Origin of the sequence: Cellulomonas timonensis (assembly GCF_900046455.1) — a bacterium.
Taxonomy (GTDB): domain Bacteria; phylum Actinomycetota; class Actinomycetes; order Actinomycetales; family Cellulomonadaceae; genus Cellulomonas_A; species Cellulomonas_A timonensis.
This window is the reverse complement of sequence record NZ_FCOT01000010.1, coordinates 263702-282015: the sequence shown is the minus strand read 5'-3', so window position 1 is coordinate 282015 and position 18314 is coordinate 263702. Positions and strand designations below refer to the sequence as shown.

General features: G+C 73.5%; 14 protein-coding genes. 4 read left to right on the top strand and 10 right to left on the bottom strand.

Translation table 11 applies throughout. The features are described 5' to 3' along the window. Positions 1–106: 106 nt before the first annotated feature. Positions 107–622, bottom strand: a complete 516-nt coding sequence (locus tag BN3788_RS04915) for a DUF2505 domain-containing protein (protein WP_234346483.1) — start codon at positions 620–622, stop codon at positions 107–109. A gap of 109 nt (positions 623–731) precedes the next feature. On the opposite strand from BN3788_RS04915, the gene BN3788_RS04910 reads away from it, so the two are divergent. Continuing rightward, complete coding sequence (locus tag BN3788_RS04910) at positions 732–2219, top strand: sensor histidine kinase (protein ID WP_082812576.1); 1488 nt, start codon at positions 732–734, stop codon at positions 2217–2219. A gap of 175 nt (positions 2220–2394) precedes the next feature. Here the strand turns inward: BN3788_RS04910 and BN3788_RS04905 are convergent, their stop codons facing one another. After that, entirely contained in the window at positions 2395–2643 is a 249-nt protein-coding gene (locus BN3788_RS04905) for a WhiB family transcriptional regulator (RefSeq protein WP_066582690.1), read from the bottom strand. 457 nt (positions 2644–3100) lie between these two features. On the opposite strand from BN3788_RS04905, the gene BN3788_RS04900 reads away from it, so the two are divergent. Continuing rightward, entirely contained in the window at positions 3101–3517 is a 417-nt protein-coding gene (locus tag BN3788_RS04900; protein ID WP_066582689.1) for a hypothetical protein, read from the top strand. Here the strand turns inward: BN3788_RS04900 and BN3788_RS19215 are convergent. From BN3788_RS19215 to BN3788_RS04865, 7 genes are all read right to left on the bottom strand, one after another. After that, positions 3503–4948 (bottom strand): hypothetical protein, encoded by a 1446-nt coding sequence (locus BN3788_RS19215; protein ID WP_066582688.1) that lies wholly within the window; start codon positions 4946–4948, stop codon positions 3503–3505. The genes BN3788_RS04900 and BN3788_RS19215 overlap by 15 nt on opposite strands. A 176-nt stretch (positions 4949–5124) precedes the next feature. Beyond that, entirely contained in the window at positions 5125–7587 is a 2463-nt protein-coding gene (locus tag BN3788_RS04890; protein WP_199824735.1) for an FtsK/SpoIIIE domain-containing protein, read from the bottom strand. A 102-nt stretch (positions 7588–7689) separates the two neighbouring features. Beyond that, on the bottom strand, positions 7690–10356 hold the full coding sequence (locus BN3788_RS04885) for an ABC transporter permease (protein WP_066582686.1): 2667 nt from the start codon (positions 10354–10356) through the stop codon (positions 7690–7692). After that, complete coding sequence (locus BN3788_RS04880) at positions 10356–11180, bottom strand: ABC transporter ATP-binding protein (RefSeq protein ID WP_066582685.1); 825 nt, start codon at positions 11178–11180, stop codon at positions 10356–10358. Before BN3788_RS04880 ends, BN3788_RS04885 begins: the two co-directional genes overlap by 1 nt. 154 nt (positions 11181–11334) lie before the next feature. Next, complete coding sequence (locus BN3788_RS04875; RefSeq protein ID WP_066582684.1) at positions 11335–12051, bottom strand: response regulator; 717 nt, start codon at positions 12049–12051, stop codon at positions 11335–11337. Positions 12052–12067: 16 nt separating this feature from the next. Next, on the bottom strand, positions 12068–13411 hold the full coding sequence (locus tag BN3788_RS04870) for a sensor histidine kinase (RefSeq protein WP_108723781.1): 1344 nt from the start codon (positions 13409–13411) through the stop codon (positions 12068–12070). A gap of 97 nt (positions 13412–13508) precedes the next feature. After that, positions 13509–15452: a cellulase family glycosylhydrolase gene (locus BN3788_RS04865; RefSeq protein ID WP_066582683.1), complete on the bottom strand. Its 1944-nt coding sequence runs from the start codon at positions 15450–15452 to the stop codon at positions 13509–13511. A gap of 153 nt (positions 15453–15605) precedes the next feature. On the opposite strand from BN3788_RS04865, the gene BN3788_RS04860 reads away from it, so the two are divergent. Together BN3788_RS04860 and BN3788_RS04855 are read left to right on the top strand one after the other, a co-directional pair. Beyond that, entirely contained in the window at positions 15606–16298 is a 693-nt protein-coding gene (locus BN3788_RS04860) for a response regulator transcription factor (protein WP_066582682.1), read from the top strand. A 2-nt stretch (positions 16299–16300) separates the two neighbouring features. After that, positions 16301–17623, top strand: coding sequence for an ATP-binding protein (locus tag BN3788_RS04855; RefSeq protein WP_066582681.1), 1323 nt, complete (start codon positions 16301–16303; stop codon positions 17621–17623). A gap of 18 nt (positions 17624–17641) precedes the next feature. On the opposite strand, the gene BN3788_RS04850 is transcribed toward BN3788_RS04855, so the two are convergent. Continuing rightward, a complete protein-coding gene (locus tag BN3788_RS04850; protein ID WP_082812618.1) occupies positions 17642–18151 on the bottom strand; it encodes a GtrA family protein in 510 nt (169 codons plus the stop codon). Positions 18152–18314: the final 163 nt, after the last annotated feature.

Below are 18314 nucleotides of genomic sequence, written 5' to 3'. Positions count from 1 at the left end.
TGGGCGGGTGTCAAGGACGAAGGCGCCGAAAACAGCGTGGTAGCGATCCCACACAAGCATCGCCGCAGGTCAGGGCGATATCGGCGACGTTGGTGTTACCGAATTGTTACGGCTGGGAACCCGGTTCGTGACCTTGCAGCCAGGCCGTGGCGACGGCCTCCTCGGCGGCCAGCGCGGAGCGGATCGCGGAGGCCGCGGCATCCTCCACGGCGCCCGCGAACAAGGGGATCGCGGCCTTCAGGTCGCCCTCGTACACGATCGCCGAGCCGGCGCCTTCGGCGGACAGCCGGATCGAGCCGGTCAACCGCACCGGAGCGCCCGAGATCTCGACGACCACGGTGCCCGCCCGGGTGTTGTCCAGGCCGGGAGGCTCCCACGCCTCGACCTGCCGGACGTCGATCTGGGAGCCGATGAAGGCCCGCATGTTGGCGGGGATCTGGTCGGTGGGCAGTGCGCGCCTCGACGTGACGGTGAACGCGCCGTCCTCGGCGGGCACCACGTCGACTTGCTGCTCGATCGCCCCGCTCGCCCGCACCTTGGCCTCGACGTACGCGGGGTCGGCCAGCATGGCGGCGACGGTGGTGGGAGACGCCGCAAGGGTGAAGCTGATGCGCAGGTGCACCGACCGGCTCCTTTCAGGGTGTCGACGTGCGCACAGCAAGGTGGCACTGCGGTCGAGGCTATCGCCCCGGCTGCACGGCGGCGTGTTCCGGACGCTTACGCTGGAGTCCGTGTCCACCCTGAGCGACCTCGCCACGCGCCACGCCTCGCTCGACGCCGCCGACCTCGAGTGGCTGCACCTGCTCGTCGGCGACTGGCAGGTGATCTCCGACCTCGCATTCGCCGACCTCGTCCTGTGGCTGCCCACCGACGACGGTGACTTCATCGCGATCGCCCAGTGCCGCCCGAGCACCGGCGCGACAGTCCACTACGACGACGTCGTCGGCTCGCGCGCGCCCGACGGGCAACGCCCGCAGCTCCAGCGCTCGCTCACCGAGGTCCGGGCGCAGCGCTCCCGCGAGCCTCGCTGGTTCGGCTCCTACGCCGTGCGCGAGGAGGCCGTGCCGGTCGTTCGCGAAGGACGCGCCATCGCCGTCGTCGCGCGCCAGACCAACCTGGGCGGCGCCCGGACGCCGAGCCGGCTCGAGCTCAACTACGTGGAGTCCGCCGACGAGCTGATGGGCATGATCGGCCGCGGTGAGTTCCCCGCGACGAACGCTCCGACCGGCCCCCGCCGAGGGGCGCCGCGCGTGGGCGACGGTCTGATCCGGCTGAACTCCGAGGGCGAGGTCCTCTACGCGAGCCCCAACGCGCTGAGCTGCTTCCACCGCCTCGGCGCCCTCGGGGACCTGGTCGGCAGGTCGTTGATAGAGGTCACCGCCGAGCTCGTCGAGCACAAGGCGCCCGTGGACGAGTCGATGCCACTGGTCGTGATGGGGCGCGCGCCGTGGCGCACCGACATCGAGTCCAAGGGTGTGGCGCTGTCCCTCCGGGCCGTCCCCCTCACCGAGCGTGGGCAGCGCATCGGGGCGGTGCTGCTGTGCCGCGACGTCTCCGAGCTGCGGCGGCGTGAGCGCGAGCTCATCACCAAGGACGCGACCATCCGGGAGATCCATCACCGGGTGAAGAACAACCTGCAGACCGTCGCGGCGCTGCTGCGGCTCCAGTCGCGGCGCATGAGCAACCCCGAGGCCCGCGAGGCGCTCGACGAGGCGATGCGCCGGGTCGCCACGATCGCGCTCGTGCACGAGACGCTCTCGCAGACCCTTGACGAGTCCGTGCCCTTCGACGACCTGGTGGGTCGGAGCCTGCGCCTGGCGGCGGACGTCGCGTCGGCGGGCAGCAGTGTGCGCACCGTCGTCAGCGGGACGTTCGGGCTGGTGCCGGCCGAGGATGCGACAGCGTTGGCCCTGGTGCTCACCGAGCTCGTCACCAACGCCGTGGAGCACGGGCTCTCGGCTGTGGGCGGCGGGACGGTCGAGGTCACCGCCGAGCGGGAGGGCCAGGCCCTGCGCGTGGTGGTGGCGGACGACGGCGGCGGCCTGCCGGAGTCTGCGGGCGCCGGGAGCGGGCTGGGCACGCAGATCGTGTCGACGCTCGTCGCCAACGAGCTGCGCGGCAGCATCGAGTGGGGGCCGCGCGAGGGCAGTCGGGGCACCCAGGTGATCCTGGAGGCCGTGCTGCGCAACCCGAGCCGGGAGAGCGCCGGCTCGGTCTGAGCCGGCCAGCGCGCTGGTCGGGCGATCGGGCGCGCCGGCGTCGGAGCCGTGTCCGCAGCCGGACACACGAGAGCCGCCCCAGCGGAGGATGCTGGTGGCGGCTCTCGTGTCGTGCGCTGCCGGGCCGGGGGAGGCCCGGAGCGCCGGGGTCAGGCAGTCGTGCTGGTCGGGCTGCTCAGCTCGCGCGACGCTGGCGCGCGGTGCGCCGCTTGAGGGCGCGACGCTCGTCCTCGGAGAGGCCACCCCAGACGCCGGCGTCCTGGCCGGACTCGAGGGCCCACTTGAGGCACGTGTCGACGACCTCGCAGCGACGGCACACGGCCTTCGCCTCATCGATCTGCAGCAGCGCGGGGCCGGTGTTGCCGATCGGGAAGAACAGCTCCGGGTCTTCGTCCAGACACGCTGCGCGGTGGCGCCAATCCATGAAATCTCTCCTTGCACAGGGCAAGCCAAGGTCCTTCTCAGGACTCATCAGGCTTGGTGCGCGCAGCACGGCTCAGCGACATGGCGGCTCGTGTGTTCTACGCGCACGGGTGGGGGGATCAACTGCTGTGAATTAGCCTCACACCTGCGGGCGCGCAGCACAAGATCTATAGGCGCGCGGGTTTCTCGCGCGACCTGAGGTGTTCATCACACCTGGACGTCACCTGTGAAGGGACTCGCCACCCTATCCTCTTTGGCTCATGGGGCGAAATCGGGTCCAACTGACCGGCCCCCGCGACGGCGTGTCGCGCTGACCTGCGCATACGCCCGCGTGTCCGACAGCGGGTGACAAGCGACGACTCGTGTGCGCCATCGGTCGCCTCTGGAGGCCGCCGCGAGCGCCGTGAGCAGGCCGGATGTGCGGCCGGCCTCCCGGCCGCTTCCCGTAGGGTCGGCCCGTGCCACTGAGACGTGCTCCTCGACTGCTCGCCCCGATCTGCCTGCTCGTCCTCCTCGAGGCGGCGCTGCTGGTCGGGCTGGGCGTGGCGTTCGGCGTCGAGATCGCCGGCGGCTCCCTGGTGGCCGGCGCGATGATCTTCCTCATCGTGTTCGCGCTCGGGGTGGCGGCTGTGCTCGTGGCCAGCGCGCGCGGCCTGTGGCGCGGGCGTCGGTGGGCGCGCTCGCCGGTGCTCACCTGGCAGCTCTTCCTCATCGTCCTGGCCGCTGGCTGGTTCAACGTCGAGCCCACGGCGTGGGCGGCGGCGATCCTGGTGATCGCGTTGGCGATCGGCGTCGGCCTCATGCTGCCCTCGGTGGTCGCGGCGACGACCGGGCGCGGCGACGAGACGGCGTCGCCGCCGTCATCCGGGCGCTAGCCCGGCGACCTGCGCCGGCGTCAGCTCTCTGCCGTGCACGAGCGCTCCTCGCCCGGCGGCGTGCGCGCGCGAGGGGTCGACGACGGTGGCGAGATCGACTCCGAACACGTCGCCGGACCCGGGTTCGAGCGGGTCCAGGACCAGCCCCGCGCGCACCGACCGCAGGCGGGCGATCGGCTCCCGGTAGGCCGTGGCGGCGCGGCCGGTGCGGGCCGAGGCGATGAGCCGGACGCGCAGGCCTGTGGACCGTGCCGCCGACGCCTGCGCGAGCCGCTCGGCCTCCACCGGGTGCAGATGGTCGAGGACGTCCAGGTCGTCCACCAGGAGGTCGACCCCCTCCAGGCCGCCCCGGTGCGCGTCGGAGAGCTCGTCGAGGAGCGCCGCGACGTCCGCCGGACCCGATGCCCACCGCACCCCCGGGACGCCGATGAGCACAGGGTCCGTCCCGACCACCGCCACCGGCCTGCCCGCGCGGAGCAGGCCGCGGGCCAGCACGGCCAGTGCGGTGGTCCGACCCGATCCCGGGGGCCCGGCGACCAGGGCTCCCCGGCTGACGTCCACGCAGACGACGTCGGTGTCGTCGCCGCCGAGGCCGACCGGGACGAGGTTCTGGCCCGCAGCCGGGCCGTCGCCCCCGACAAGATCGGACAGCGCGACCTTGTCGGGGATCGCGCGCAGCCGCAGCGGGGGAGGGCCGTCCACGAGCCGCGATCCCGCCGACAGGTCGTCCGGAAGCGCGATCTGGCACTCGTGGGCCTCGGCGCCCCGCAGGCGCACGGCCCGGCCCGGCCGTCGCGGCAGTCCGGTGAGCTCGGTGGGGACGCCGGCGAGCACCTGGTCCACCGCGTCCATCCCGAGCACGAGCCGGTCGTGGAAGTGCCCGCCGAGAGCCGCCATCCGCGCAGTGGCGCCTGAGGCAGCGGCCACGGTCACCCCGCGGGCGAGGCCGTCACGCAGCAGGTCGAGCAGCAGGCGCCCGGCGCCACCGCGGCCCCACGCGTCGAGCGACTCGAGGGCCGCCTCCCACCCGTCCACGAGCACGAGCTGGCGCGGGCCAGCGGCCTCGTGGGCGGCGCTGTGGCCATCGCGGGCGCCATCGGCGGTCCGCACCCGGTCCGCGAGCAGGGTGAGTAGTCGGGCGAGTCGCCGTGGGTCGTCGACCCCCACGACGGTCCCCAGGTCGTCCATGGGAAGCGGGGGAGAGTCGAACCCGACGGCGTGCACATGCCACCCGAGCTGCCGTGCTCCGGCGGCGGCCGTGCGCAGCGCCGTGGTGCGGCCTGAGCCGGGCTCCCCGACCACGAGGAGGTGCCCCTGGCGGGGGTTCCAGCGCACGACGTCGCGGCGTTGCTGGTCGGGCAGGTCGGCGAGGGCGAGCGCGACGGTGTCGGGGGCCCGCCCTCGGTCGGGGGGCAGGTCGGAGCGCCGCACCGTGGGCGGCAGCTCGGGCAGCCAGGGGGCGGTCCCTTGGCTGTCCCTTAGTGTCTCGCTTGATTCTCCTATGGCGCGCGGACACCATGCCATCGCTAGTGATTCTGCTGTGTTTGTCCCTGTCTCGGCGCCCGCGACAGCCAGACGCGCTGAGGTGCGCCGGCGGCGCAAGTTGTTTAAAAGGGGCGGGCGGGGGGTGGGGTGGGCGAGGCGGGCGCCCGCCACGGCGGCGCCAGCCGCACGGGCGCCGTCGAGCCCGGCGCTCGGGTCTGGGCGACTTGGAGGTGCTCGAGCGGGCCGTTGCCCCGGCGCAGCACCGCGCGACCGGGTCGGTCGGGGGGCACGTGGGCGGCGTCGGGCGCGTCGATGACGTCGAGCGACTCGGCGGCGTCGGTGACCCGCAGCGCGATCCGCAGCGCGATGTTCGCGCGCAGGTCGGCGTTGACGGCCCCGGCGGGGCGCTGGGTGGCGAGCACGAGGTGCATCCCCAGCGAGCGGCCCTGGGCGGCGAGCCGCAGGAGGCCCGGGACGAAGTCGGGCGCCTCGTCGGCGAGGGCGCGGAACTCGTCGATCACCACGAGGAGCCGTGGGGGCGGCGAGGGGCCCGAGCCGGGCACGTGGCGCTCCCACAACTCGGCGAGGTCCGCGCATCCGGCCTCCGCGAGGGCGTGCTCGCGTCTGCGGAGCTCGGCGCGCAGCCCGGTGAGCGCGCGCAGGGCGAGGTGGCCGTCGAGGTCGGTGACCTGCCCGACGACGTGCGGCAGGTCGGCGCACGGGCCGAAGCTCGCGCCGCCCTTGTAGTCGACCAGGGCGATCGCCAGTTGTTCCGGTGGGTGGGCGAGCGCGAGGGAGAGCACCAGCGTGCGGAGCAGCGCTGACTTCCCCGCCCCCGTGGTGCCCGCGATCAGGGCATGCGGGCCGTCGCGAACGAGGTCGACGCGCACTGGCCCTGCCGCATCCCGTCCGAGCGTCGCCTGGAGGCCGGATCGGCGGTCTCCGGCCCAGGCGCGGGCGATGTGCTCGGCGCCCGGCTCGGGCACTCCCGGCAGCTCGCCCAGGGCCACCCCGCTGGGGAGGGCCGGCTGTGCGGACGCCGTCGCGGCGGCCGATCCGCGCAGGCCCGCGATCCGGCGCGCCTGCAGCTCGGCCCACTGGGGCGACACGACGTGCAGGGGTGCTGCGCTGTCGCTCGAGGGGGTGCTGAGGCGGGCGCCGTCCGCGCGCACGTGCAGCAAGTTCCGGCACCAGGCGGGGGCCGCCGAGGCGGCGGGCACGAGCAGGACGAGGCGGCCGCCCGCTGCGGCCAGAGAGCGATGGCGTGCCGCCTCGGCAATGCTGTCCGGTCCGTCGACGACGGTGACATGCGGCCCGGGGTGCGGGCTCTGCGCTGTGCTCGGGGGATCCGGATCGGTGAGCCAGCGGGCCCAGGACCAGTCGGCGAGCCGGTCGGCGTCCGCGCGGACCGTGAGGCGCCCCGCCCCGTGGGCGCCGACCGCGCCGAGCAGCAGGGCCCGGGCCGCTCCGAGGGCCTGCTGCCGGCTCCCGACGATCGCGATCGCGCCGTCGGAAGCCGGCACGATCGCGATCGCGCCGTCGGGCCCGCACACCTCGGCGTCGATGCGTGACGTCGCGCGGGTGTGCCCCGCGCGCACGGTCGCGGCGACCAGGTCGGCAGGATTGTCGAGAGGTGTCTCGGGCGGCTCCTGCCCGCGGCCCGGGGACCCGTCGCCGGCGCCGCCGTGGGCAGTCGCCAGCGCGGTCCGTGCTCGACGCCGGCGCCCAGCGATCGCCTGGCCCACGGCGAGCAGCGGTCCGAGCAGCGCGCACAGCAGCAGCACGCGATGGCCTGTGGTGGCGGCAAGCGCCACGGAGCCCACCGTGGGAGCCAGCCATGCCCGGGCGGTGCCGCCTGCGCCCCCCGCCGGTGGCGCCTCCGCACGGCGCCGGGCCGCGCCTGGGGCCCCGCCGCCCTCACCCCCGGCGTTCCGCAGTTCGAACTCGGAGGCCCCGGCGCGCATCCGGTCACCGGGGCGCAGCACCACCCAGCGGCCGCGGAGCCGCCGAGTGCGGACGGGTGGCCAGCCGCGCCCCCGACCCCGGCACCGGCCCCGGTGCAGCGTCGTCCCGTTCGCGGACCCGAGGTCACGCGCCCTCGCCCCGCGCCGGTGCGGGCGGAGCTCGACGTGCCGGGCGGACAGCATCGGATCAGCGAGGACGTGGCGCCACGGGTCCTCGGGAGCGCCATCCGCGCGGGTAGCGGACCCGGCGTCGGGACAGTCGTCGGAGCCCCTGCGTCCGACGATCGTCGCGTGCGCCACCGCGAGGAGCTGCCCGCAGTCGGGGCCCGAGAGCACAGCGAGGTGCGTGGCCCGCAGCGCTGCCTCATCGGCCGCGAGCCGGCCCCGGCCGAGCCTGAGCACGGCGCCCGCGACGAGCGGCGGGCTCCCGCACGGATGCGCGTCGTCCACCGGCTGTGGGCCCACGGCCAGCCGCTGCGAGCCCGCCCAGCCGGCGTGCCCGGTGATCCGCGCCAGATGCGGGCGCAGCTCGCCGAGCCGGGCGCCCTCGTCGATGACCACGTCGAGGACGTGCCAGCCGGCATGGCCGGCCGGGTCCGGGCTGTGGAGGGTGAGGCGCACGGCCCACATGTTCCGGCCTTCCCGTACAGGGGCGACCGGCCGGCCCGCGGATCTGGGGACGTGATGCCCCTCCACAGGCCGGTCGGTCGCCCCGACGGCGCGTCAGTCGACGGCGAGCGCCGCCACCGGCGAGGTGCGGGCCGCCGCCCGTCCCGGAAGCACCGACGCCAGCAGCCCTGCGACCAGCGCGATGAGCACCACCAGCGCCATGTCGCGCCACGGCACCACCAGGGTGACATCGGCAACCGTGCCAAGGACCGTCGCCGAACCCGCCCAGCCGTACAGCATCCCCAGCACGGTGCCGAGGACCGCGCCGACCCCCGCGATGAGCAGCCCCTCGATCGCGAGTGTGAGCCGGAGCTGGCGGCGGGACAACCCGATCGCCCGCAGCGTCGCCGACTCGCGCCTGCGCTCGAGCACCGACAGCGACAGCGTGTTGGCCACGCCCACCACGGCGATGACGACTGCCACGCCGAGCAGCCCGACCACGACGGTGAGGAGCGTGTCGATGACCTGCTGGAACTGCGCGCGCTCGGCGGCGGCGCCCTGGATGGACACCGAGTGGTCGAGCAGCGCGTCCTGGATGAGGGCGAACGCCTCGGGCGCGTCGCCGACGTCCCCGAGGCGGACCCACAGCTCGTTCGCCCCGGCCTTCTCCGGCACGATCTGGCCGAACGTGGACGTCGTGACGAGGAGGCCCGGGCCGTCGATGTCCGCCACGACCACGTCGAGCTGCGCGACGGGGGCCGACCACGAGTCGGCGCCGGTGTAATTGGCCTCCTCGACAGGTATCACGTCGCCTTCCGCGACGTCCAGGCGGATGGCCGTCCTCGCGTTCATCACGACGGCGCCGTCTCTGAGCTCGCTCCCGGACGGGCTCGAGCGCATCACCTGCGCGGCGTCGGCGGCGTCGATGGCACGGAGCCCGACCCAGCTGCCGTCGGCGGCCGTGGCGCTCCCTGCCGCTCCCACCGTCGCGGTGATCGACCGCACCGGGACCATCGTCTCGACCCCGTCGATCTGCCCGACGCTGCGCTCGACTGCGGGTGGCAGGGCGGCTGACTCGCCGTCCGCCAGGTCAGGGGCGGTGATGAGCACGTCGACCGGGTACGAGGAGTCGAGCGCGGTGTTGAGCGTTGTGCGCGCGCTGGCCGCGCCGGTGCTCATCATCGCCACGAGCGTCACGCCGATGAGCAGCGCCGTGCTGGTGGCGGCGGTGCGGCGTGGGTTGCGCACCGTGTTCGCGGCGGCGAGCTTGGCGCTCGGCCCGGTCCGCGCCAGCAGGCGGCCCGTCGCCGAGACGACCTTCGGCACCCAGAAGACCGCGCCGACGAGCACCCCGACGAACGAGGCGGCGCCTCCAGCGACGCCCAGGAGCAGCCCGACCGTCGGGTCGTCCGAGCCCACCACCACGCCGAGGACGAGCCCGATCACGCCGCCGACCGTGAGCAGTGCCGAGAGAACGACCCGCACGCGGCTGCTGCGCGAGGTGACAACCGGGGCGTCAGCGGGGCGCAGCGCCGCGATCCGCGGCACGCGGGTCGCGGCGCGTGCGGGCATCAGGGCGGCGAGGACTGTCATGAGGGTGCCGACCAGCAGCGGCGCCAGGACCACGGCAGGGGTGATCGACACCGCAGCGGGCAGCGGCGCGTCCACAGCGGTGCGGCGCAGGATCATGAGCGCGCCCTGTGCGAGCAGCGTCCCGCCCACGATGCCCGTCACCGAGGCCACGACCCCGAGCAGCGTCGCCTCGATCAGCACTGACGCGCGGAGCTGGCGCTTGCCGGCGCCGACGCACCGCAGTAGCGCGAGGGTCCGGGTGCGCTGGGCGACGAGCACCTGGAAGGTGTTCGAGATGACCAGGGCCGCGACGATGAGGGCCACCGCGGCGAAGCCCAGCACCAGCTTGGTGAAGATCTCCCCATCCGAGCTGAGCTGGGACAGGAGGAACTGCGCGGCCTCGTCCTTGGTGAAGACCTCCGTGTCGGCGAGCTCGCCGACCTTCTGCTGGACAGCGGCCACGTCGGCGCCCGGGGTGAGCAAGAGGAGCACGGAGCCATAGCTGTCCACCAGGGTGGTCCCGCCGTAGAGGGTCTGAGCGTCGGCGACCGTCACGATGCCCGCGCCGCCGTTCTGCGTGTACGCCCCGAGCGGGTCGTCGAGCAGGCCCACCACGCGCAGGGTCATCGTCGAGGACTCCCATGCGCCCTCGGAGGCCTCCGAGTCAGTCGGCGTGTCGGTCGGTGTGTCGGCACTGGTGACCACTGCCGAGTCAGCGGTGGAGGCAGTCGGGCCATCGGTGGCGCCGGCCTCGGACCACACGGAGTAGGGCACGTCGAGCTCGTCGCCGATCGCCACCTTGAGGCGCTCTGCCATCGGCCCGGGCAGCGCGATCTCCCCGGCGGCCCGGGGCAGCATGCCCTCGACGAGGTCCTGCACCTCCAGCATGGGGTCGGTGGCGCGGGGGGTGACGCCCGCCCAGATCTGGATCGATCCGTGCTGCAGGTTGGCGTCGATCACGGTCGTGGGCTGTGTGGCGGCCACGTCCGGCAGCTCCGCGATCTCCTCGACTGTCTCGGGGCTGACGGAGAAGGCGACGAGGTCTGCCTGCGCCAGGGACGCCGTGAGCGAGTCGTAGCCGGTCCGGGTGATCACCCCGCCCGCGAGGAGCGTGGCGGCGACGAAGGCGGTGCCGATGGCGATGGCGATGCCGCCCGCGGTCAGGCGCCCGATGCTCCGCCGCATCTGGGCCCGGGTCAGTCGCAGCATCAGAGGCCCGCCACGCTCGTGGCGCCGGTGGCCGCGACGGGCTCGTCGAGCTGGCGCAGGGCGTCGAGGCCCGCGAGCACCGACTCCGGCGTCGGGTCGGCGATGTCCCCGGCGATGCGCCCGTCGGCTAGCAGCACGACGCGGTCCGCGTACGCGGCGGCTGTCGGGTCGTGCGTGACCATGATGATGGTGCGGCCCAACTCGCGGACCGAGCGGCGCAGGAAGCTCAGCACCTCGGCGCCCGAGCGGGAGTCGAGGTTGCCGGTCGGCTCGTCAGCGAAGATCACCTCGGGCTTGGTGATCAGCGCGCGTGCGATCGCCACGCGCTGCTGCTGGCCGCCGGAGAGCTCCGAGGGCCGGTGCGTGAGCCGCGTCGTGAGCCCGAGGGCCTGCACCAGGGTGTCGTACCAGTCACGGTCCACAGGTGAGCCCGCGAGCTCGAGCGGGAGGGTGATGTTCTGCGCGGCGGTGAACATCGGCAGCAGGTTGAACGACTGGAAGACGAAGCCGACGCGGTCGCGGCGCAGGCGGGTCAGGGCGTTGTCGTCGAGCGTCGTCACATCGGTGGCGCCGAGGTACGCCTGGCCTGACGTGGCCGAGTCGAGCCCCGCGAGCAGGTGCATCAGCGTCGACTTGCCCGAGCCGGACGGCCCCATGATCGCGGTGAACGCCCCGGCGGCGAAGTCCACGTCCACGCCGGCGAGGGCGTGCACCGCCGACCCGCCGTGTCCGTAGACCTTCGCGAGGTCGCGTGCCCGGACGGCGATCGCGGGTGGCCCGGACTGCTGCCCGGGCGGGGTGTTCTGGTAGACGGTCGTGTCCACGACTAGCTCCAAGGTTTGGTGGGAGGCGACGTGGACGACGCTACGGAGGGCCGGGCGGGCGGCGCGTCGGGCTGCGGTCGCGACCTGGGTCCCCCCACGGGGGGACGAGCGGCTCTGGCCGGTGCGACCAGGGCCGCGTCCCGCGCCTCGGCGGTCAGCCTCCTGGACGGACCAGGCCCGCCTCGTAGGCCGCCACGACCGCCTGGACCCTGTCGCGCACGCCCAGCTTCGCCAGGATGCGGCCCACATGGGTCTTGACGGTGGCCTCGGCGACGAACAGGTCCCCGCCGATCTCCGTGTTGGACCTTCCCCGTGCCATCAGCACGAGCACCTCGCGCTCGCGGTCGGTCAGGTCGGCCAGCGCGGCGTGCGCGGGCTCGTCCTGACTGGCGAGCCGCTCCGGGGGGAGCGCCGTCACCAGGTGCTCGAGCAGGCGCCGAGTGCTCGACGGCGCGATGACCGCGTCGCCGTGGTGGATAGTGCGGATCGCCCCGAGCATCTCCTCCGGCGGGGCGTCCTTGAGCAGGAACCCGCTGGCCCCGGCGCGGATCGCCGAGAGGACGTATTCGTCGAGGTCGAACGTGGTGAGCACGATGACGCGTGGCGCCGGCGCGTCCTCGGTGCCGGCAGCCGTGATGGCGGCCGTCGCCGCGAGGCCGTCCATCTGGGGCATCCGCACGTCCATCAGCACGACGTCCACCCGCCCATGCGCGGCGGGTCCCGCGCCGGGGGTCAGCGCGCGGACGGCCTGGGCGCCGTCGCCCGCCTCGAGCACCACCTCGAGGTCGGGTTGGGAGTCGATCACCATGCGGAAGCCGGCGCGGACGAGCTGCTGGTCGTCGACGAGCGCGACCCTGATCGGAGTGTTCATGCGTGCTGCCGGCCGTTCATCGGTGTCTCCTGGTGTGTGCTGCGACGTCAGTCTCGGTGGGGCGGGCCGGGTGTGAGGGCCCGATCGACGCCGTCGGCGGTGAGGCGGGTGGCTCGTCGTCCTCGGCGACCGGTGGCAGTGGCAGCCCGGCGCGGACGCGGAACCCCCCGCCCGGGCGTGGGCCGACGCCGACCGCGCCGCCGAACATGGCCGCCCGCTCGCTCATGCCCAGCAGCCCTTGGCCCATCCCGTCGGACTCGGCCGAGGCGCCGCGGCCGTCGTCGGTGACCTCGACGGAGATCGCCGCCGGCTGCCACTGCACCACGATGGTCACGGCGGGATCGGGGCCCGCGTGCTTGAGCACGTTCGTCAGCGACTCCTGGCAGATCCGGTAGACCGTGAGCCCAGCGCCCGGCGGCAGCGTGCGGGGCGTGCCCATCCGCACCAGCGAGACGCGCATCCCGCTCGCGCGGACCTGGTGCACCAGGGCGTCCAAGTCGTGCACGGCGGGCATCGGGGACGTCGTCGGGGCATCGGCGACCTGCTGTGCGGTGCGGGGGGTGTCGACCAGGCCGGGAGAGCGGGGCCGGGATCCGGGCGCGTCGGCGGAGTCGGTGCGGAGCACCCCCAGGAGCCGGCGCATGTCGGCCAGGGCCGCGCGACCCGTCTCCGAGATGGTGCCCAAGGAGCGCGTGGCGGCGGCCGGGTCGGCCTCGGCGGCGTACCGGCCCCCGTCGGCCTGCGCGATGATCACGCTGAGCGAGTGGGCGACGATGTCGTGCATCTCGCGGGCGATCCGGGAGCGTTCCGCCGCGGTGGCGAGCCGCGCCTGCTGGTCTCGCTCCACCTCGAGGCGATGCGCCCGGTCGACGAGGGCGTCGATGGTCATCCGGCGCTGGCGTCGCACGAGTCCGAAAGCCCAGACCGCGAGGGCGATCGTGCCGGTGAAGATCGTCCCGCCGACCAGCGAGACGGGGTCGTTGTACGGCTGGGCAACGCTCGACAGCGCGGCCCCGAGGAGCGCCCCGGTGATGGCCATCCGGTGCGCCCAGCGTGGGCCGTGGACAGTCACCGAGTAGAGCGCGGCGAGCACCGCGACGTCACCGGGGAAGATCAGCCAGTGGCCGGCCATCAGGTGCAGCAGCGCGACGCTGTAGACGGCCACGGCCGACGCCACGGGACGCGAACGCCGCCACGCCAGCGGGATGGTCACTGCGGCAGCCCACAGGTAGACGTCGGCGGACGACCCGGTGTCGCGGGAGAACGGCACGGTGATGAGCATCGCGAATCCGGTCAACGTGGCGTCGATGGCGAACCGGTGGGAGTTCTCCCACCGGTTGACGCGCTCCCATAGACCCACGCGGCGAGCCTAGACGCCATGGCTGCGGACCGGCTCAGCCCGCGGGCTGACCGGCGCCGGAGCGCGGGTCAGCCCCCGGGTGGAGGTGTGGGCCTGCTCAGCCGACGCCGACCTCGTCGATCACGTGCTCGCCGGTGTTGAACCAGATGTTGACGGCCCGCACCTCGCCGAGCAGCGCGGCGCAGGCGTCGTCGAGGGTGGTGAGGTCGAAGGCCACGGCGTCCGCCCCTGTCGCCGGGGACGTGGTCCACGGCAACGGCGCCGCTTGGCACCACGTCCACTCGGGGCCGAGCTGGAGCGCGAGGATGGGGCTCGTGCCGGTTGTGGCGACCAGGTCGAACCGCAGCGTGCTGCGGGTGCTGAGGTCGGCGGGCTCGGCGAGGCGCGCCCCGAACCACGAGTTGGCGCTGGTGATGGCCAGCCGCCCCGAGCCGTCGGCGGTGGCGGCGCTGTTCCCCGTCCATCCCTGGGCGCCGTCGGCGAAGTCGAAGAGCGTCTGGGCCGCCGTCGCCGACGGCTTCACCGTCACGGTGACCTGGGCGGTGTTCGAGGAGCGCCCGATCTGGTCCTTGACCTGGTAGGACGCCACGGCCTTGCCCGCGAACCCCTCCGCCGGGGTGAAGGTCAGATCGCCGGCGCGGGAGACGGCGAAGGAGCCTTGCGGGGTTGTGAGCTCACGCTGCGTGCCCTTCGTCGCGAGGTCGAGGTCGAGCGTGCTGGGCACGACCTTGACCTGGTAGGCGATGTCGTTCGCGGTGAGGCTGAGGCTGGCCGGCGTGTCGAAGTCGGTCTGCGCCGCGTCGTCGTCGGCCACGGGCGGGAAGGTGAAGCGCAGCGGGTTCGCCATCGTCGTCGCGAAGTTCTTCAGCGTGCGGGACACCGGCGAGGACGCGTACACCGTGAAGCCGTCGTAGTCGGGGTAGAGCGTGCCGTCCTCGCGCACGTCCGACAGGAGCCAGAACAGTGCCCCGGCGCCGCCGCTGCGATGCACGGCGTCCGTCCATTCACGGTAGACGGCGTTGCGGGTGGCCTTGTCCTTGGAGCCGAACTCCCCGAGGATCGCGGGCTTGCCGACGGCGCGAGCGGCCGCGGAGTGGTCCTTGATCCACTGCGTGCCCCAGGCCGTGTCCTTGCCCCAGCCGTCGGGGTAGAGGTGGTAGCTGAGGTAGTCGATCGTGGGCAGCGCCGCCCAGGCCTGCGAGTCGACGCCCTCGTTGCCGTTGTCGGTCCAGTCGGTCCCGTCCGGCAGGTTGAGGAAGCCCTCGTCGCCGGTGCCGACCAGGTGGTTGCGGTCGATGGACTTGATGTGCGCGGACATCTCGGCCACCCACGGGGTGAGGGTGTCGACGGTGCAGCCCGGGTCCTTCGGGAACCTGCCCGAGCCCACGCAGCGCGGCTCGTTGGCGAGCTCCCACGCCATGATCGTCGGGTCGTCTTTGTACTTGACGCCCGTGAGCGTGTTGGTGCGCTCGAGGACGTGGCTGATCCAGTCCTTGAACCACTGCCGGATGGCCGCGTCGGTGTAGAAGTCGGAGTGGTGCGCGCCGCCGGCCCACGCGACGTACTGGTCCATGCCCCCGAAGTCCGACCAGTTGTTCGTCAGCGGCAGGATGAGCCGCACGCCCTCCGCCTTGGCCTTCGCCACGACGTAGTCGAGCTTCTCCAAGCCGTCCGGCCCGTCGTTGTACGCCGGGCGCTGGCCGTCCCAGTACTGGAAGTAGACGCCCTTGTCGCCCGTGTCGTCGGCGCTGGGGACGTCGAGGAAGGCCCAGGCGCGCACGACGGTGGAGCCCGACGCGGACGCGTTCTCCAGGACCGCGTCGGTCATCGCGGGCGCCGAGTACTCCAGGTAGTAGTTGTTGGTCCCGGCGAACCGGTAGGGCTTGCCGGCGAGGGTGAGCAGGGGCCCGGCGCGCTGGACGAACTGCTCCGCCACGGGCACGGGGCTGGGCCGGTGCGCTGTCGCGGGCGCCGCGGTGGCGAGGGGGAGTGCGAGCGCGATCGCGGCTGCGGTCGCGACCAGCAGGTGTGGTCGGGACATCGTCGTCTCCTGGGATCACCGGGCGGCCTCGTTGTCGCCCGGTGACAGCGAACCAGGACATATCGGGAGAGTCAACGGCTAACTTCGCGCTTCGAACAAAGTGTCCTCGCGTGGAGCCGGGTCGTGAACCCGCCCATGACCTAGCATGGGCCGATGACCCACGTGCTGCTGGCGGAGGACGACCCCGCAATTGCCGAGCCTTTGGCCCGGGCCCTCGGGCGTGAAGGTTACGACGTGCACGTGCAAGGAACCGGTCAAGGCGCGATCGACCACGCGAGCGAGGCCGACCTCGTCGTGCTCGACCTGGGCCTGCCCGACATGGACGGGCTCGACGTGGCCCGTGCCATCCGCAATCAAGGGCTGACGACCCCCGTCCTCGTGCTCACCGCGCGCGCCGACGAGGTCGACCTCGTCGTCGGGCTCGACGCCGGCGCCGACGACTACGTCACCAAGCCGTTCCGCCTCGCCGAGCTGCTCGCCCGCGTCCGGGCGCTGCTGCGCCGCACTGTCGGCGACGCCGCCGACGAGGACGAGCTGCACGCCCAGAACGTGCGCGTCGACGTCGCCGCCCACCGGGCGTTCCAGGGCGAGCGTGAACTCCACCTGACCGCCAAGGAGTTCGACCTGCTGCGCGTGCTCGTCGGAGCGGCCGGCACCGTCGTCGGCCGCGACACCCTGATGCGCGAGGTGTGGGGCTCCGACCCGTCCGGCTCGACGAAGACCCTGGACATGCACGTCTCGTGGCTGCGCCGCAAGCTCGGCGACGACGCCAACGCGCCGCGCTACGTCACCACCGTGCGCGGCATGGGCTTCCGGTTCGAGACCGGCGAGGGCGACCGAGGCTGAACGTGCGCCGTCGCGTCCTCCAGTCGACGATCGCGGCGGTCACCGTCGCGGTGGTCCTCCTTGGCTTCCCGCTCGCCTTCATCGTCGCCCAGCTCGTCCGCGAGAACGAGGTCAGCGCCCTCGAGGCGCGCGCCGCCGGACTCGCCCGCTCCGTGGACTTCCGCATCGAAGAGGGCATCCCGCTCACCGCGCGGATGCTCGAAGTGGCCGTCGGAGGCGAGGGCACGCTCGAGGCCAGCGTCTTCGTGGTCGCGCCCGACGGCGCCCAGTACCAAGCCGGGCCCGCGATCGAGGGCCGCTACGTCTCCGTCCAGACCGAGTCGGCGAACGGCGCCATGATCGCGCTCTACGTCTCCTGGTGGGACGTGTTCTGGATCAGCGCGCGCGTCATCGCCCTCGTCGTCGTCGCCGCCGTCGTGGCCTTCGGCGCCGGCATCGCCATGGCCATCTGGCAGGCGAACCGGCTAGCGGCCCCCCTCGTGTACCTCGCGGCGTCCGCCGAGCAGCTCGGCTCCGGGCAGGTGCGGCCGCAACTGCGCCCGTCCGGCGTCGAGGAGATCGACCTCGTCGCCGCAGAGCTCGCCCGCAGCGCCGACCGCATGGCCGGGCGGCTCGCCGCCGAGCGGCAATTCGGCGCCGACGCGTCCCATCAGCTCCGCACCCCGCTGACCGCGCTGTCGATGCGCCTCGAGGAGATCGCCCTCGCCGCCCACGAGCCCGAGGTGCGCGAGGAGGCCCGGATCTCCCTCGAGCAGGTCGAACGCCTCGTCACCGTCGTCGACGACCTGCTCGCCCGCTCACGTCGCGCACAGGGCGGCACCACCGAGGCCGTGGTCCTCGCCGACGTGCTCCGCCAGCAGCGCGAGGAGTGGGAGCCCGCCTACACGGCAGCCGACCGCCGCCTCGTCTTCGAGATCGACCCCGCAGTGCAGGTGCTCGCCACCCCCGGCGCCCTGGCCCAGGTGATCGCGACACTGCTAGAGAACTCGCTCAAGCACGGCGGCGGGACCACCACCGTGCGCTCCCGGCCCAGCGGGCCCTCCGGAGCCGTGGTCGTCGAGGTCGCCGACGAGGGCGAAGGCGTGCCCGACGACCTGGCCCCCCGGATCTTCGAGCGGGAGGTCACCTCAGGCGCCGGCACCGGGCTCGGCCTCGCGCTGGCCCGCGACCTCGCCTCAGCCGACGGCGGGAGGCTCGAGCTCGCCCAGCGCCGGCCCGCCGTGTTCGCGCTGTTCCTCGCCGGCGTGCCCGCGTCGCTGGCCCCCGACGTGGTGCTGCCGCGCGGGTCGATGATCTCGCCGCGGACGGACCGGCGGTGGCGGTGAGCGGGCGCTGAGCCCGGCTCAGGCCTGAGGGCCGACGTCCCCGTCGCCGAGCCCGACAGCAGGTCGCGGCGCCGCCTGGACGTCGCGTGCGGGAGCCGGCGCCTCGCTGGCCGGGGTGCGCGTCGTGAAGACCAGCTTCTTGTACCCGACGTAGCGCACGATCGTGCCGAGCACGATGCCGAGCACCGTGGAGATGTTGTCCTCCAGCGGGGTGCGCAGGTTGAGGACGTAGTGCGTGAACGCGAGCGTCCCGATGCCGATGAACACCCCGAGCACATTGATCGCCGCGTACAGCGTGAGCTCACGCCCGCGGTGCGTGGTGCGGTGCTGCGAGAAGGTCCAGTGGCGGTTCCCGAGCCACGAGACGAGGGTCGCCACCGCCACCGAGATGATCTTGGCGGTCAGGGGCTTGTCCTCGAGCAGCCTGCCGGGACCGAATCGGAGCGCGTTGAACAGCCCGAGGTCGACGACGAAGGCGACGGCTCCCACGGAGAGGAACCGGCTCAGTTCGAGGAGTCGAGAGCGCATGGCGCGCAGTGGATGCGCGTCGGCGGCGGAGGCAGGCACTGGTCGACCCTATGCCCCGCGCCGGTGTGGCGCCTGTGAACGCTGTGCCCGATTTCACCGATTTCCAGAGCCCTTGTGCGCGTGGACGCTCGTCGGACGGGTCGGCAGCCTCGACTAGGCTCGG

What these genes read in the sequence shown, in the direction of transcription:
- BN3788_RS04885 (WP_066582686.1), bottom strand. Translation starts at nt 10,356, where the DNA reads ATGCTGCGACTGACCCGGGCCCAGATGCGGCGGAGCATCGGGCGCCTG.
- BN3788_RS04850 (WP_082812618.1), bottom strand. Translation starts at nt 18,151, where the DNA reads ATGCGCTCTCGACTCCTCGAACTGAGCCGGTTCCTCTCCGTGGGAGCC.
- BN3788_RS04905 (WP_066582690.1), bottom strand. Translation starts at nt 2,643, where the DNA reads ATGGATTGGCGCCACCGCGCAGCGTGTCTGGACGAAGACCCGGAGCTG.
- BN3788_RS04860 (WP_066582682.1), top strand. Translation starts at nt 15,606, where the DNA reads ATGACCCACGTGCTGCTGGCGGAGGACGACCCCGCAATTGCCGAGCCT.
- BN3788_RS04875 (WP_066582684.1), bottom strand. Translation starts at nt 12,051, where the DNA reads ATGAACACTCCGATCAGGGTCGCGCTCGTCGACGACCAGCAGCTCGTC.
- BN3788_RS04865 (WP_066582683.1), bottom strand. Translation starts at nt 15,452, where the DNA reads ATGTCCCGACCACACCTGCTGGTCGCGACCGCAGCCGCGATCGCGCTC.